The sequence below is a fragment of the Mesorhizobium sp. CA6 genome (genome assembly GCF_020165035.1).
Lineage (GTDB): Bacteria > Pseudomonadota > Alphaproteobacteria > Rhizobiales > Rhizobiaceae > Mesorhizobium.
Genome location: NZ_JAIUHI010000002.1, coordinates 309,474 through 325,098, shown reverse-complemented (window position 1 = coordinate 325,098; position 15,625 = coordinate 309,474). Strand labels below are relative to the sequence as shown.

At 64.9% G+C, this 15,625-nt stretch carries 13 protein-coding genes; 7 read left to right on the top strand and 6 right to left on the bottom strand.

Annotated features, from left to right (window positions below; all coding sequences use genetic code 11):
* Positions 1-5: 5 nt before the first annotated feature.
* The gene (locus LB526_RS03780) at positions 6-872 is read right to left on the bottom strand and encodes an SDR family NAD(P)-dependent oxidoreductase (RefSeq protein ID WP_224626217.1); all 867 of its coding nucleotides are present in this window, start codon (positions 870-872) and stop codon (positions 6-8) included.
* Between the two features lie 171 nt (positions 873-1,043).
* Between LB526_RS03780 and LB526_RS03775 the strand changes: the two genes are divergently transcribed.
* The gene (locus LB526_RS03775) at positions 1,044-1,325 is read left to right on the top strand and encodes a hypothetical protein (protein ID WP_140626825.1); all 282 of its coding nucleotides are present in this window, start codon (positions 1,044-1,046) and stop codon (positions 1,323-1,325) included.
* Positions 1,326-1,328: 3 nt separating this feature from the next.
* On the opposite strand, the gene LB526_RS03770 is transcribed toward LB526_RS03775, so the two are convergent.
* Complete coding sequence (locus tag LB526_RS03770; RefSeq protein ID WP_140839754.1) at positions 1,329-1,904, bottom strand: TMEM175 family protein; 576 nt, start codon at positions 1,902-1,904, stop codon at positions 1,329-1,331.
* Positions 1,905-2,041: 137 nt separating this feature from the next.
* Here LB526_RS03770 and LB526_RS03765 point away from each other — a divergent pair, with 137 nt between their 5' ends.
* The gene (locus LB526_RS03765; protein WP_224626213.1) at positions 2,042-3,250 is read left to right on the top strand and encodes an MFS transporter; all 1,209 of its coding nucleotides are present in this window, start codon (positions 2,042-2,044) and stop codon (positions 3,248-3,250) included.
* Positions 3,251-3,282: 32 nt separating this feature from the next.
* On the opposite strand, the gene LB526_RS03760 is transcribed toward LB526_RS03765, so the two are convergent.
* From LB526_RS03760 to LB526_RS03750, 3 genes are all read right to left on the bottom strand, one after another.
* Positions 3,283-4,755: an MATE family efflux transporter gene (locus LB526_RS03760; RefSeq protein WP_224626210.1), complete on the bottom strand. Its 1,473-nt coding sequence runs from the start codon at positions 4,753-4,755 to the stop codon at positions 3,283-3,285.
* 117 nt (positions 4,756-4,872) lie between these two features.
* Positions 4,873-6,345 (bottom strand): esterase-like activity of phytase family protein, encoded by a 1,473-nt coding sequence (locus LB526_RS03755; protein WP_224626207.1) that lies wholly within the window; start codon positions 6,343-6,345, stop codon positions 4,873-4,875.
* 279 nt (positions 6,346-6,624) lie between these two features.
* The gene (locus tag LB526_RS03750; protein ID WP_224581456.1) at positions 6,625-7,650 is read right to left on the bottom strand and encodes a LacI family DNA-binding transcriptional regulator; all 1,026 of its coding nucleotides are present in this window, start codon (positions 7,648-7,650) and stop codon (positions 6,625-6,627) included.
* 173 nt (positions 7,651-7,823) lie between these two features.
* Here LB526_RS03750 and LB526_RS03745 point away from each other — a divergent pair, with 173 nt between their 5' ends.
* The 5 genes from LB526_RS03745 (at position 7,824) to LB526_RS03725 (ending at position 12,797) form a co-directional block, all read left to right on the top strand.
* Positions 7,824-8,855 (top strand): Gfo/Idh/MocA family protein, encoded by a 1,032-nt coding sequence (locus LB526_RS03745; protein ID WP_224626203.1) that lies wholly within the window; start codon positions 7,824-7,826, stop codon positions 8,853-8,855.
* Complete coding sequence (locus tag LB526_RS03740) at positions 8,852-9,760, top strand: sugar phosphate isomerase/epimerase family protein (RefSeq protein WP_224626201.1); 909 nt, start codon at positions 8,852-8,854, stop codon at positions 9,758-9,760. The genes LB526_RS03745 and LB526_RS03740 overlap by 4 nt, the downstream gene beginning before the upstream one ends.
* 106 nt (positions 9,761-9,866) lie before the next feature.
* Positions 9,867-10,874, top strand: a complete 1,008-nt coding sequence (locus LB526_RS03735) for a substrate-binding domain-containing protein (protein WP_224626199.1) — start codon at positions 9,867-9,869, stop codon at positions 10,872-10,874.
* A gap of 76 nt (positions 10,875-10,950) precedes the next feature.
* The gene (locus tag LB526_RS03730; RefSeq protein WP_140543322.1) at positions 10,951-11,742 is read left to right on the top strand and encodes an ATP-binding cassette domain-containing protein; all 792 of its coding nucleotides are present in this window, start codon (positions 10,951-10,953) and stop codon (positions 11,740-11,742) included.
* Positions 11,739-12,797, top strand: a complete 1,059-nt coding sequence (locus LB526_RS03725) for an ABC transporter permease (RefSeq protein ID WP_224626197.1) — start codon at positions 11,739-11,741, stop codon at positions 12,795-12,797. The genes LB526_RS03730 and LB526_RS03725 overlap by 4 nt, the downstream gene beginning before the upstream one ends.
* A gap of 9 nt (positions 12,798-12,806) precedes the next feature.
* Here LB526_RS03725 and LB526_RS03720 read toward each other — a convergent pair whose 3' ends face one another.
* Positions 12,807-15,446, bottom strand: coding sequence for an ATP-dependent helicase (locus tag LB526_RS03720; protein ID WP_224626196.1), 2,640 nt, complete (start codon positions 15,444-15,446; stop codon positions 12,807-12,809).
* Positions 15,447-15,625: the final 179 nt, after the last annotated feature.

Here is a 15,625-nt window from a genome sequence, read left to right as displayed (position 1 = left end):
GGCCGTCAGCGGTTCATGAAGGCCGCGAAGGCATCCTTGTGATCGGGATGCCAGCGCGACAGGGCAGGGCGGTTCTCGATGATGTCTCCCATCGCCCAGGCCATTCGCTTTTCGTCGATCGGCCGCGTCACTTCGTTGTCCGGGCAGAGTATGTAGAAGTCGTCCTCCATCAGCGATGTCAGCATGAAGTCGATCACCTGTTCGCCGGTCCAGGCGCCGGCGGGCTTTTCCGTCGCGCCTTCGGTCAGGCCGGTATAGGTGAAGCCCGGGATCAGCAGATGCGCCGACACCTTGGCTCCCGGCTCGTTGCGCAGCGCATGCGCCAGTCCTTCGGTAAAGGTCTTCACGCCGGCCTTGGAGACGTTGTAGGCGAGATTGCCGGGCGGCGTGGTGATGCCCTGCTTGGACCCGGTGTTGATGATCAGGCCCGGCTTTCCGGCGGCGAGCATACGCGGCGCGAAGGCTTCGACGCCATGCACGACGCCCCAGAAATTGATGTCCAGCAGCCGCTTCCAGGCGTCGCGGTTCTCCCACGGCTTGCCGGGATTGTTGCCGACGCCGGCATTGTTCATCAGCACCGACACCGCACCGAAGGCACCGTAAGCGAGCTCCGCGAGCCGGTCGACCTCTTCCGCCCTGGAGACATCGGTCGGGATTGGGAGGACGGCATCCTCGCCGCCGATCGCGGCGACCGCCTGCTTCGCCTGGTCGAGGCGCATGCCGCCGATGTCGGCAAGCACCACCTTCATGCCCATTGCCACGAACCGTTTTGCGGCGGCAAGGCCGATGCCGCTGGCGCCGCCGGTGATGACGGCGACATTGCCGGAGGCGAAGGCGGGCAGGGCGGTCTGGATCTGGGCGTCGCTGGTCATGAGTTCCATCCTTGTTCGGGTCGGGCCGAACTTAACGCCAGGCGCCGCCGAGGCAAGGCCGGTTCGTCCGGTGATTACGGCGAAAGCCGCAACGGGTTGACGGCGAAAGCCGCAACGGGTTGACCATCGCAGCGCACGCCGCGCATGTTGTCCCAAAAAGGAGTTCGGCATTTGACCGACTGGATCGGAATCCTGAAGGAGCAAACCGTCAACGGCGACCAGATGAGCCGCGAGGTGCCGAAGATGCTCGCCAATCCCGACATCAGCGAGACGCAGGTGAAGACGCTGTTTGCGGCGTTGGAGAAGCAGGCGGATTTCGCCGAGAAGCTAAGGCTGGCGCTGGAGAAATTCGGCCATGACTTTCCGATCATCAAGGCGGCCGAGAGGCTGGAGGAGCGCTATGCCGACCTTGCCGCCTCGGCGGCGGAAAAGCTGAAAACCATGCGGAAGTAAGCGTTATTTCTCGACCAACCGTTCGAAGCGCTTGTCCGGCACAAACCAGATGGTCGCTACAAGCACATAGATCGCCACGCTGATCCACTGGTTGAGGAAGCTGAGCAGGACTGCGGCGATATAGAGCGCCAGCGAGATCTTGCCTTTGTTGTCACGGCCGACGGCCTTGGCGAAAGTCGTGTCGGCGCCGTGCAGATGGCGCAACTTGAGGACCAGGATGGTGTAGGCGACGGCGCAAAGCGCGAGGTCGATGCCATAGACGGCGACCGGTACGGGCGCGAAGTGGTTCTCTCCCATGAACGCGGTGGTCACCGGCATCAGCGACAGCCAGAACAAAAGGTTCAGGTTGGCCCACAGCACGCGTCCATCGACCCGCTGCACGGTGTGGAACATGTTGTGCAGGTTGTTCCAGTAGATGCCGACATTGATGAAGGACAGCACATAGCAGAAGAAGACCGGCCACAGCGGCAGAAGCGCTGAGAAATCTTCGCCATGCGGCACTTTCAGCTCCAGCACCATGATGGTGATGATGATGGCGACGACGCCATCGGTGAATGCCTCGACCCGTCCCTTGCCCATGGTTCCTCCTCGTCGGCCGACAAAAGCTACGCGAGGATTTCGCACAAGACCATCCTGTCAGGATTGTCAGGAGGACATTCGGTGGCTGGAACAGCGCCATTATATAGGCGTTGGGCTTGCAACCCCCGGAGGTTGCCATGACCAGCTACGCTCAAACCATGACGCGTGACAATGAGCTTGGCGGCGGCGCCGCAATGGCCGTCGTCGCCGCCATGATCGCCGCGCTTTTTGCCGGCAGCACCGCGCTGACGCCGCTATACGTGATCTACAAGCAGGCCTTCGGCTTCTCGCAGGTCACGCTGACGCTGGTTTACGCCGTCTATGTGGTCGGCAATCTGGCGGCGTTGCTGTTTTTCGGCCGCGTGTCGGATGTCGTCGGCCGCCGCCCCGCCGCGCTAGCGGCGATGGGCGTTGCCGTGGTCAGCGCGTTGTTTTTCCTCTTCGCCGAAAACCTCGCCTGGCTCGACATCGCCCGCATCCTCAGCGGGCTCGGCATCGGTGTCGGCGCGGGGGCGGGCACGGCCTGGCTGGCCGAGCTGATCGAGGGCAAGGACAAGTCGCGCGCCGCCGTCATCGCCACCAGCACCAACTTTGTCGGTCTCGGGGCCGGCGCGCTCATGTCGGGGCTGCTCGCCCAATATGCGCCCTGGCCGCTCAGGCTGACATTCGCCGTCTATCTCGTCCTGCTTGCCTTGGTCACCCTGCTGATCTGGCGCACGCAGGAAACCGTCTCCAGGCCCGGACGGTTTTCCGAGGTCTCGCTGAGGCCGCGGCTTTCGGTGCCGGACAACATCCGCGCGCAATTCGTGGCGCCGGCGGTGACCGGCTTCGGCGCCATGGCGCTGGTCGGCTTCTACGCGGCGCTGGCGCCGAGCATCCTGGCGCAGCAGCTGCATGTGACCAATCATGCCGAGGCTGGTGGGCTTTTCTTCGAGCTGTCGATTGTGGCGGCCATCACCATCGTCGCCACCACATGGCTCTCCAGCCGCTCCACCATGCTTGCCGCGCTGGTGCTGATGATCCCGACCGTGGCGCTGATCGTGGCGGCGCAGGTCTATGCCTCGATGGTCCTGATGATCGTTGCGACGGCGCTCTGCGGCGTGGCGGCGGCGCTCGGCTATCGCGGCGGCCTGCAAGTGGTGAATCAGATCGCGCCGGCCGACCGCCGCGCCGAGGTGGTCTCGGCCTTCTTCATCTGTTGCTTCTGCGGCAACGCGCTGCCGGTGATCGGCATCGGCATCCTGTCGAGCCTGGCGAACGCAACCATCGCAAGCCTGGCCTTTGCCGGCATGATCGTCGTCTTCTCGCTGGTGGCGCTTGGCTTCGGCGCCAAATACGCGCGGTAGCGGATTTTCACGTTTTCCTGTCGTCGCGGATTTTAGCCGTTCGGCGTCTCCGGCAGGAGCTGCGCGCGCTGGCGCGGCACGCCGAGGCCCGTGTCGGGCGGCTCGCCGGCCGCCGGCCTGTCCTCAATCATGTGCATCGTGCGCCAGCGGCCGAAGCGGTAATAGGCGGCGGCGAGCGCCAGCGAGGCGATCGAACCTGCCGGAAAGCTCCACCACAGCGCCTCCTGGCCGATGACGCTGCGCATGGAATAGGCAAAGCCGGTGCGAATGATCAACACCGAGATGATCAGGATGATCAGCGGCGGCATGACAGCGCCGGTGGCGCGCACCGTGGCGAACAGCACGATCGTGACGCCGAACAGGATGAACGACCAGGACGCCACCTTGTTGATGTGGGCGGCGATGTCGATCGCGGCGCTGTCGGTGCTGAGGAAGAGGCTGAGCACTGCGCGGTCGAAGACGAAAAGCAGCGCCACCAGCGCGCCGGTCAGCACCAGGTTGAAGCCGACGCCCGACGCCGCGACCCTGCCGATGCGGTCCCAGCGCCCGGCGCCGACATTCTGCGCCGCCATCGAGGAGACGGCGGCGCCGATCGCCAGAGCCGGCATCTGGATGTAGGTCCAGAGCTGCGCGGCGATGCCGTAAGCGGCGGCGACCTGGGAGCCGTAGGAATTGACGATGCCCATCACGGTCAACGCCGCCGCCGAGATGACGATCATCTGCAGCCCCATCGGGATGCCCTTGGAGACGACGATGCGCAGCAATTTCGGGTCGGGCCGCAGCAGCGCGAGATCGCTGCCCGCCAGCCGCAGCGGATGTTTGCGCACATAAAGCACAATCAGGATGGCGATCACGCCCACCGTCTGGCCAACAAGCGTCGACATTGCCGAGCCGGCAATGCCGAGCTCGGGAAAGGGGCCGATGCCGCGGATCAGCAGCGGATTGAGCACGACGTCGAGCACGACCGCCAGCGCCATGAAGACGAACGGGGTTCGCGAGTCGCCGGCGCCGCGCAGCACGGTCATGACGAAGGATAAAAGGTTCATCATCGGCACCGCGACGAAGATGATGCGCAAATAGGCGCGCGCCAAAGGCAAGGCATCGGCCGGCGTGCCGAGCCCGGTCAGGATGACATCGACCCAGATCCAGCCGCAGACGGCGAACACGACCGAGACGAGGAAGAAGAAGGTGGCGCTGGTGCCGACGATGCGCTTTGCCTCGGGGAGGTCGCGGGCGCCGACCGATTGCGCCACCAGGATGGTTGCCGCCATGCCGATGCCGAAGACGGTGCCGAGGATGAGGAACAGCACCAGATTGGCGTTGGAGGTCGCCGTCAGCGCCGCCTCGCCGAGGAAGCGGCCGACCCAGACCGCGTTGATCGAGCCGTTGAGCGACTGCAGCACGTTGGAGCCCAGCACCGGCAGCGCGAACAACAGCAGCGTGCGCGAAATGGGGCCGCTGGTCAGGTCGCCGGTCCGCCGGCGGGTGGGCTGTTTGTCATCCATGTTGTTACCCATGGTGGTGGGGCCGAAACTGAATCAGGCCCGCGATGCTATCGCAGGCCTGATGCTCATGCATCCCTTCAGAAAGGGTCGGCTGCCGCGGCAGCCGACCGCATCCCATTACTGAGTGGTGTTTCCAGAAAGGCCAGGCAGGGTGACCTGATAGACCAGGAAGGTGGTGTCGACATCTGCGCCGTCCTCGGCCTTGTACGAAGCGCCGACCTGGAAGCCGTCCTGGGTGAGGAAGTCGTTGTCGTTGGCGACGAACAGGAAATAGTCGTCGGGCAGCTTCGCATCGAGCACCGGCGCCAGCGACATCGCCTCCCACTTCTCCGAGAGGTTGTCCCTGTCGTTCGGCGCGCCATTGTGCATGCCGAAACGGCCGAGCTCGCCCTTGTCGTTGATGTCGATGAACGGCGTCAGCTTGGCCGGCGTCACCGACGGGTCGAGCATGCCCTTCGGCGCGACCGGCTTGTCGGCGGCGTCGAACGGGCCGTTGGCGATATCGGTGGCGGCGGAGAGGTCGACGATCTCGATCTTGCGGTAGAGCGACTCGTCGCCCTTAACGCCCTGGCCGTTGCCTGAGTCGCGCGCCAGCATCAGAAAGCTCTTGTCGGAGAGTGCGACGATCTCGCTCTGAGCGGCCACCTTGGTCTTGCCCTTGGCATCCTTGAACACCGGCAACGGCACGACATATTCATGCGCCAGCTTGAGGTGGGCGAGATCGGAAGCGTCGTAAACCAGCGCGCGGGTGTTCTGGCGGGTCGAGCCGGAATCGCCGCCGTCCTGGCGGGGCGCCGACTGCAGCACGGCGATCAGGAACCTGCCGTCCGGCGTCATCGACATGCCTTCGAGGCCCTGGTTGTTCTGGCGGCCGGTTTCGGGATCCTTCGGATCGGGCTCGGCAGCGCCCGGGCCCGGGTTGTCGGACGCGAAGTTCGGCTTGCCATGGCGCATCGGCACCAGCGCCGCGGGCGGTTGGGTCGCCGACATCAGACGGCCTTCGGCCGAGAAGCGGTAGATGTTGGGACCATATTCGTCGGAGATGAACATCGTGCCGTCCGGCAGCCGCACGATCGCTTCGTCATCGAGCGCCAGCTTGCCATTGGCCTCAGGCAGGATCGGCATGTCGCCGGCGGCGGCGCGCACGCCGTTCAACGGATCGAGGCCGGTGGCGTCGGCGCCCTTGTCGTCGGTCAGAAGCATCGTGTCGGCGAGCGTCGCCTTAACGCCCGACTGTTCCTGTCCGGCAGCGGGCGCCGCGCCGGGAGCGGTCGGCGCCAGCTCGATCGAGATGGTGTTGAGGCGCGGGCGATAATCGGTGGTTCCGACGATATTGTAGCCGCGGTCCGGCAGCAGCCAGAGCGAGCCCTTGTAGCCGGCGCCGTCGCGCGCCCAGGATTTGGTGTCGATCGCCATGCCGGAACCTGAACCGAAGGTCTCGCCGAACTTGTCCTTCTGGTTGGCCGGGATGCGGCCGATGCCGACGAGCCCCTTGTTGACGTAAGCGACGCCGTCGGCGAGCGCCGGCGTCAGGGAAGTGAACAAGGCAAGTGCCGCGCCGAGCGCGACGGTCCGGTTGAGATGTTTCATCGATATCCCCTTCTTGACGAGCAGAGCGGCCAATGCCTGGAGGGACGCGCATCGGCGATGCGGCGAGCCGGTTCCCGTCTAGCGGTCTAGGACGTGAACGTGATGGTTGCATGACAGTTTCCTTCTCCCCTTGTGGAAGAAGGTGGATCGGCGCGTAGCGCCGAGACGGATGAGGGGTGCTCCAGCGGAGTGAGACGCTGGTGCCATCTGGAGCACCCCTCATCCGTCGCCTTCGGCGACACCTTCTCCCACAGGGGGGAGAAGGGAAAGCGCCTCCGCTCAATCGCTCTCTCTTGCGATCAGCTCCAGCGGCCAGACTTCGCGGATGATGCGTGTGCCCTCAGGGCCGGCGAATGCGGGAAGCGAAGCGAGCAGCATCTCGGCCAGCCGCCGGCCCATGGGCTCCAGCGACGGACGGAAGGCGGTCAGCGTCGGCGAAAAGTAGCGGCAGAGCGGCGTGTCGACGATGACGATCACGGCCATGTCATGGCCCGGCTTGATACCCATCTCGGCCAGCGCCTTGCAGCCGCCGAGCGCCATCGCGTCATTGTTGAAGATGATCGCCGTCGGCGGGTTTTTAGAGCGCATTACTTGCGGCGTCACCTGGTAGCCGCCGGTCTCGTTGATGAAGCCGTCGGCGATCAGGTCGGGGTCCACCTCGATACCGTGCCGCTTCAGCGCCTTGCGGTAGCCGTCGAGGAACAGGTAGCCGAAGTTGAGATCAAGCGAAGGGCGGATAGCGGCAATGCGGCGGTGGCCGCGCGCGACCAGCCGGTCGACGGCTTCATCACCCGCCCTCTCGAAATCGATATCGAGTGAAGGATACGTGTCGCCGCCGGACTGACTTCGGCCAAGCGTGGCGAAGGGAAAGCCGGCCTTGCTGAGATAATCGATCCGATCGTCTTCCCTTCGCGTATTGGCCAACACGACCGCGTCGGCCCGGCGCGTCTCGACCACGCGGCGCAACCGCTCCTGCTGATATTGGCCCGGCTCACCCATGACGACCATCAGATCCAGGTCATGCTCGGCGAGCCGCGCCTGCAGGCCCGTCAGGAACGGGATGAAGAACGGCTCGCCATATTGCTGGTCGCCGGGATGCGGCTGCAGCATGAAGGCGATCGAACGGGTGGCGCCTTGCCTGAGACTGCGGCCTGACTGATTGGGCGAATAGTTCAGCTTCCTGGCTGCTTCGAGCACACGCTGGCGTGTGTCGGCATTGACGTCGGCACGGCCGTTCAGCGCGCGCGACACGGTGCCGATCGAGATGTTCAGGTGACGCGCGAGATCGTGGATGCTTGACGCCAAGGACGGATTCTCCCCCTGCCTTGGCTAGCACCGGCTGCCGCTCAGGCCAAGGCTTCGGGACGATTTTTGCAAGCAGCCGGTTGACATTCTACGCCATCGGGTGTGTTCTCGTAAACGTTTACGGCGACGCCGTGACGTCCGGTCTGGAGGGACCGGCGGAGGAGGAGCGCTGGATGATGAGGGTCGTCCTGGCCGGGTGCGGAGCGATGAGCAAGCACTGGCTCGATGCCGTGAAGCAGATCGACGGGCTCGCCATTGTCGGCCTCGTCGACCTCGATGCCGAGCGGGCCCAGGCGAGGGCGCGCGAATACGCGCTGTCCGACGCCATCATCGGCACCAACCTCGACGCCGTCCTCGACCAGACCAAGCCCGATGCCGTGTTCGACGTCGTGGTTCCCGCCGCACGCCGCGAGGTCGCGCTTTCGGCCTTCGCGCACGACTGCCATCTGCTCACCGAGAAGCCGCTGGCCGACAGCCCCGAGAATGCGCGCGCCATCGTCGAGGCAGCGCGCAAGGCGAGGCGCATCCACGCCGTCGTCCAGAACCGCCGCTATGTCCCCAATGTCAGGCGCATCAGGCGCTTCCTGGACTCCGGCGTCATCGGTAAGCCGACCAGCATCCACGCCGACTTCTTCGTCGCGCCGCATTTCGGCGGTTTTCGCGAGGAGATGGCCCATGTGCTCTTGCTCGACATGGCGATCCACACGTTCGATGCCGCGCGTTACATGGTCGCCGGCGAGCCGGCCAGCGTCTATTGCCAGGAATGGGAACCCGTGAATTCCTGGTATCGGCAGGGGTCGTCGGCCAGCGCCGTCTTCGACCTCGGCGGCGGCAAGGTCTTCACCTATGCCGGTTCCTGGTGCGCCGACGGTTTCCGCACGAGTTGGGAGGGAAGCTGGCGCATCGTCGCCGAGCGCGGCAGCCTCTTGTGGGACGGCCACGACGGGCTGAAGGCGGAGGTGATTGCGTCCGGCCGCGACGGGATCATCGACAAGACCCAGCCCATCGAAGTGCCGCCGCTCGATCCCGCCGACCGTGTCGACGGCCATCTCGGCATCATCCGGGATTTCATGCACGCGATCGAGACCGGCGCCGAGCCGGAGACGCGCGGCGCCGACAACATCAAAAGCCTGGCCATGGTCTTCGGCGCCATCGAGAGCGCGGAGAGCGGGCGGCGCGTGACAATCGCCAAGGAAGCACAATGACGGCAAACCCGCTTCTCGATATCAGGATCGGCACCATGGTGCGGGCCAATCTCGAAGATCCGGCCGCATACGTCAGACAGATCCTGCCGCTCGGCTTCGAGAGCATCCAGCCCTTCTTCTGGCAGACGCTGGGCGGCAAGGACCTGAAGCGCCTGGCGGGCGAGATCCGCGAGGCGATCGGCGATGCCGATGTGACCGTGTCCTCGATCGGGGTGTTCGGCAACCCGCTCGAGAATGGAGAGGTCGATCGCGGTGTGCTGGCGGCCTGGGAGACGGTGATCGACAATGCGCATCTGTTCGGCGCGTCGACGGTGAGCGGCTTCACCGGCCGCATCCGAGGCAAGAAGCTGACCGACAGCCTGCCGCGCTTCCGCGAGGTGTGGGGGCCGCTGGCCAAGCGTGCCGCCGACAAGGGCGTGCGCATCGCTTTCGAGAATTGCGCGATGGACGGCAACTGGGCGAGCGGCGATTGGAATATCGCGCATAACCCGGACGCCTGGGAGCTGATGTTCAACGAATTGCCAAACGACAATCTCGGGCTGGAATGGGAGCCGTGCCATCAGCTCGTGTATCTGATCGATCCGATACCGCAGATCCGCAAATGGGCGCAGCGCATCTTCCATGTCCACGGCAAGGACGCGACGGTGCGCTGGGACGTCATCCGCGAGCATGGCGTGTTCGGCCGACTGCCTTTCGTGCAGATGCGCACGCCAGGCTTCGGCGACAGCGACTGGACGCGGGTGATCAGCGAGTTGCGGCTGGCCGGCTACAAGGGCGCCATCGACATCGAGGGCTGGCACGATCCGGTCTATCGCGGCGACCTCGAGATCACCGGACAGGCGCGCGCGCTCGACTATCTGAAGCAATGCCGGGGAGGGAACAGCTACGTGCCCAATCCGGCTTGAGGCCAGATTCGATGTGAGGATTGGCCGGCGGGAGGAGCCGGCCGACCGAGGACGCAGATCAATTCGAAACCCTCCATCGGGAGGGATCTAAAAGGGAGGAACGTGCATGACGACCAGAAGGACTGTTCTGCGCTCGACCGTCGTGGCGGCTGCCACGGCGCTCTGCGCCTCGATCTCTGCCTTGCCGGCGCACGCGCTCGACGCGCAATGGTGCAAGGACGTACACATCCGCTTCTTCGTCGGTGGCGCCGAGGGCGACGCCTTCGGCACCATCGTCTATAATGGCGCCAAGCAGGCGGCGGCCGATCTCGGGCCGAAGGTCGACTACATCTTCTCCCAGTGGGACGTCGAGAAGATGGTGCAGCAATTGCGCGAGGCGGTCGCGGTCAAGCCGCAGGGCATCGCCATGATGGGCCATCCGGGCGACGCGGCGATCATGCCTTTGGCCGAACAGGCGCATAAGGACGGCATCAAGATGATGTACCAGAACGTGCCGGTGCCGAAAGTGGTGGCGGCGTTCGGCGGCGGCTATGTCGGCGCGCAGCAGGAGCAGCAAGGCCGCGCGCTCGGTGCCGAGGCGTTCAAGCTCGGCAAGCTCAAGGCGGGCGACAAGGCGATCATGATCGGTCCGTTCGAGAACGAGAACCGCGGCGCGCGCGAGCGCGGCACTGTCGCGGCCCTAAAGGAGGCGGGCGTCGAGGTGATCCAGTTGTCCTCGCCACCGAGCGGCGAATGGGCGTCCGATCCGAACCTCGCCATTCCGGTGATCACGGCGGCACTGCTCAACCACCCCGACGTCAAGGCGGTCGGCTATCCCGGCGGCCAGATGCTCGGCAATGTCGCCACCTACATGCAGGCGGCGGGCAGGAAGCCGGGCGACATCTTCAATTTCGGCTTCGACACCAGTCCGCAGATCGTCGAAGGCTTCAAGGGCGGCTGGGTGCAACTGACCGCCGACCAGCAACCGTTCCTCCAGGGCTATCTGCCGATCCTCAGCCTTTGCCAGCAGGTGGTGCTGGGGCTGGCGCCGATGAATGTCGACACCGGCGCCGGCTTCGTCACGCCGCAGAACTATGAGATCGTCTCCGAGCTCGCCAAGCAAGCATTGCGTTGACCTCCCAAGCCGCCGGCCGGGATTATTGCCCGGCCGGCGAGATGACCGGCAGACAGACAATTCCAGCGAGGATCGCATGGGCGAACGCATCATCGAACTGCGCGACATCAAGAAATCCTACGGCCAGGTCTATGCGCTGGGCGGGGTCAACCTCAGTGTCGACCGCGGCGAGGTGGTCGGCCTTATCGGCGACAACGGCGCCGGCAAGTCGACGCTGATCAAGATCCTGTCCGGCGTGGTCAAGCCGACCAGCGGCGAGATCCTGGTGCGCGACAAGCCGGTCACCGGGTGGAGCGCGGCGCGCTCGCGCGACGCCGGCATCGAGACGGTGTTCCAGGACCGCGCGCTGGCCGTGCAGCAGACCATCGTGCGCAACATCTTCATGGGTCGCGAGCTGACCAGCTTCATGGGCTGGCTTAAGGTCGACAAGGAGATCGAGGAGGCCAGCCGGCTGATGCGCGAGATCGGCTTCACCTCGAAAGTGTTCACGCCGCACTCGATCGTCGGCCAGCTTTCCGGCGGCGAACGCCAGGGCGTGGCGATCGCACGCGCCATCTACAAGCAGGCGGAACTGATCATCCTCGACGAGCCGACCACGGCCCTGTCGCTGACCGAGACCGCCAAGGTCTTCCATTTCGTGCGCCAGGTGCGGGCGAGCGGCCGCTCGATCCTGTTCATCGGGCACAACATCCACCATGTCTTCGACATTGCCGACCGCTTCGTGGTCCTTGACCGCGGCAAGGTGGCGCTCGCGGCCGACCGCAACGAGGTCAAGTCGGCAGAAGACCTCATCAATTTCATGGAAGACGTAGCACACCCCGGCGGATTGCCGGGACTGCATGAGGACGCGGAGCAGGGAGCGCAATGAGCAAGGCGATGGAACCCGATCTGCAAACGCCTCTGGGAACGGCAAGCGGCAAGGCGGCCAACGGACCGGCCAAGGAATGGAGCCATCCGTCCAATCACTGGCTGCGCGGCTTCGTCATCGACAACCGCGCCTCGCTCGGCACGCTCGCGGTGTTCATCGTCATGATGGCGGTGTTCATGATCGCCAACCCCACCGTCTTCACCACCTGGTATCTCTACAGCTCGGTGCTGACGACGCTTCCCGTGGCGCTGTTCGTGGTCGTGCCGCTGGTCTTCGTCGTCACCTGCGGCGAGATCGACCTGTCATTTCCCGCGACAATGGGCTTTGCCTCCTGGGTCTTCGCGCTGGTGGTGCAGGCCGGCTACGATCCGTTTATCGGCATCGCGGCGGCGCTTCTTACCGGCACGCTGCTCGGCTTCCTGGTCGGCTCGCTGGTCGTCTATGGCGGGCTGTCGTCGCTGATCGCCACGCTCGGCATGAACTTCCTGCTGCGCGGGCTGATCCAGATCATCAACGAAGGCAGGTCGACGGCGCTGACCGGCCTTGCCGACAGCTCGGCCTACAAGATCTTCTCCAGCCAGGTCTGGGGCATCCCGGTGCAGGTCTTCTGGGCGATCGCCTTCGTCGTCTTCTCGGCGCTGCTCTACAACCGCCACCGCTTCGGCGCTCAAGTGAAAGTGGTCGGCGACAATCCCGACAGCGCAAGACAGATGGGCATTGACGTCAAATGGGTGCGGGTGAAGGTGTTCGTCTTCGTCGGGATCGGCGCGGCGATCGCCGGCACCTTCTCGGTGATGATCAATTTCACCTGGTGGCCGACGGCGGGCGACGGCTATCTGCTGCCGGTGCTGGCCTCGGTGTTCGTCGGCGGCACGCCGACCTGGGGCGGCATCGGCACCGTGGTCGGCGGCGCGATCGGCGCAGTTACGGTGTCGTTCATCCAGACCGGCGTGGTGGCGGCGGGCCTGAGCGGCTTCTACGTGCAGTTCTTCAACGGGCTGATCATCATCCTGTCGCTGCTCGGCCATAAGTGGAACCAGGCGCGGTACAGGTGAGGAGGCCGGTCACACCGGCGCGACAAACCCGTCCAGCACGCGCTTCTGGCCGGCCTTGTCGAAATCGATGGTGAGCTTGTTGCCGTCGATGGCCGCGATGTTGCCGTTGCCGAATTTCTGGTGGAAGACGCGGTCGCCGACATTGAAGGCGGACGGCGTGTCGGCGACGGATTTGGCGACCAGCTCGCCCTCGATGGTGCGGCCCTTCACCGAGGTGCGGCCGGCGCCGTAGCCCGAATCGGTTTCGCCATAGCCGATGCGCTCGACCTGGTGGCCGGAGCGCGTGCCCCAGTTGCGGTCGGTCGCCTCGGTGCGGTTCGCCTGCGCGCGCTGCCAGCCGGGCGTGGCATAGGTGTTGGAGAAGCTGCCCTGGTCCTTGGCGCCGATATTGTCGAAGCGCGAGGCGCCGTAGGGGTTCTGTCGTCCGCCGCCGCGGCCGGAGGCGAACGAGCCGCCGCCATAGGGATTGCCATAGCCGCCGTAGCTGTTGCCGCTGTCGGCGATATCGACATGGGTTTCCGGCAATTCGTCGACGAAGCGCGACGGGATCGTCGATTGCCACAGGCCGTGAATCTGGCGGTTGGAGACGAACCAGATGTGCAGGTTCTTTTTCGCCCGCGTCAGGCCGACATAGGCGAGCCGGCGCTCTTCCTCGAGGCCGGAGCGTCCGCCTTCATCCAGCGCGCGCTGATGCGGGAACAGGCCTTCCTCCCAGCCGGGCAGGAAGACGGTCTCGAATTCGAGGCCCTTGGCCGAATGCAGGGTCATGATCGAGACCGCATCCTCCGATTCGCCTTGCTCGGCCTCCATCACCAGCGCGACATGCTCGAGGAAGGAACGCAGCGATTCATACTCCTCCATGGAGCGGATCAGCTCCTTGAGGTTTTCCAGCCGCCCGGGCGCCTCCGCCGAACGATCGTTCTTCCACATATCGGTGTAGCCGCTTTCCTCCAGAATGGTCTCGGCAAGCTCGATGTGCGGGGTGGTTTCCAGCGCCTTCTGCCAGCGCTCGAAATTGGCCGCGACCTCACGCAGTGCGGCGCGCGGCTTCGGCTTCAGCTCGTCGCTTTCGGCAAGTGTTGCGGCGGCCTCGAGCATCGGGACGCGCATGGCCCGCGCCGTGTCGTGGATCTGGCGGATGGTGGCTTCGCCCAATCCGCGCTTCGGCACGTTGACGATGCGCTCGAAGGCGAGGTCGTCGCCGCCATTGGCGACGACGCGGAAGAAGGCCAACGCATCGCGGATTTCCAGGCGCTCATAGAAGCGCGGGCCTCCGATGACGCGGTAATTGAGGCCCAGCGTAATGAAACGGTCTTCGAAGGCACGCATCTGGAAGGAGGCGCGCACCAGGATCGCCATGTCGTTGAGATTGTGTTTTTGGCGCTGGTAGGCCTCGATGGCATCGCCGATGGCCCGAGCCTCTTCCTCCGAGTCCCAGGCGGCGTGGACGTGAACCTTGTCGTCCTCGGGGTCGTCGCGGTCCGTGAACAGCGTCTTGCCGAAGCGGCCTTCATTGTGGGCGATGAGATGCGAGGCCGCGCCCAAAATATGCGCGGTGGACCGGTAGTTGCGCTCCAGCCGGATGATGGTGGCGCCCGGAAAATCCTTGTCGAAGCGCAGGATGTTGTCGACCTCGGCGCCGCGCCAGCCATAGATCGACTGATCGTCGTCGCCGACGCAGCAGATGTTGACTTTGTTCTCGCTCACGGCCGCGCGCTCGCTTCGCTCGCTGGCCTCCGCGGGGGCGGCCTGGCCGGCCGACGCCCGGTCGGGCTTGCGGCCTTCGGCCGATGGGCTGCGCCCAGAATGCGGCCTCTGCGCCAGGAGCCGCAGCCACATGTATTGCGCGGTGTTGGTGTCTTGATACTCGTCGACGAGGATGTATTTGAACTTGCGGTGGTAATCCTTCAGCACGTCCGGATAGGCGCGAAAGATGCGGATCGGGTGATAGAGCAGGTCGCCGAAGTCGCAGGAATTCAGCGTCTGCAGCCGTTCCTGGTAGGCCTTGTAGAGCTGGCGGCCCTTGCCGTTGCCGAAGCTGCGCGCATCGCCTTCCGCTATTTCGTCCGGGCCGAGGCCCTTGTTCTTCCAGTTGTCGAGCATCTGGGCGAAGGTCTTGGCCGGCCAGCGCTTGTCGTCCAGCCCTTCGGCCTGGATCAGTTGCTTGATCAGCCGCACCACGTCGTCGGTGTCGAGAATGGTGAAATCCGATTTCAGCCCGGCGAGCTCGGCATGTCTGCGAAGCAGCTTCACGCCGATCGAGTGAAAGGTGCCGAGCCAAGGCATGCCCTCGACATTGCCTTCGCCGATCAGGATGCCGATGCGCTGCTTCATCTCGCGCGCGGCCTTGTTGGTGAAGGTTACGGCCAGGATCTGCGAGGGGAAGGCCCTGCCGGTGGCAAGGATGTGAGCGATGCGCGTGGTGAGCACCCGCGTCTTGCCGGTGCCCGCGCCGGCTAGCACCAGAACCGGGCCTTCGGTCGTCTCGACCGCGAGACGCTGCTCCGGGTTCAGGCCCTTGAGATAATCGGGCACGCCGTTCTGGCCGCTGCGGGCGGCCATGGCGCGCGCGGCTATGCCGGATGGAGCCGCTGCCGGCCGCGCATTCGGTTCATCGAAAAAAGGCATGTCTTCGGAAAAGCCCGACATCGCTCCCGAATGTAGTGATTCGGCAGCGAAAGACCAGAACTGTCTACGGTTTGTTCTAGTTTCGCGTGTCTGCCCCCAACTTGACAGCCGGAGCGGGTGAGGGAAAGCTGCCGCAGGGCAGGGACGGCTCGGCGTCGCCTGAGAGCGGCCGCAAAGGCGCAACAGTCGAAGGAGCACCG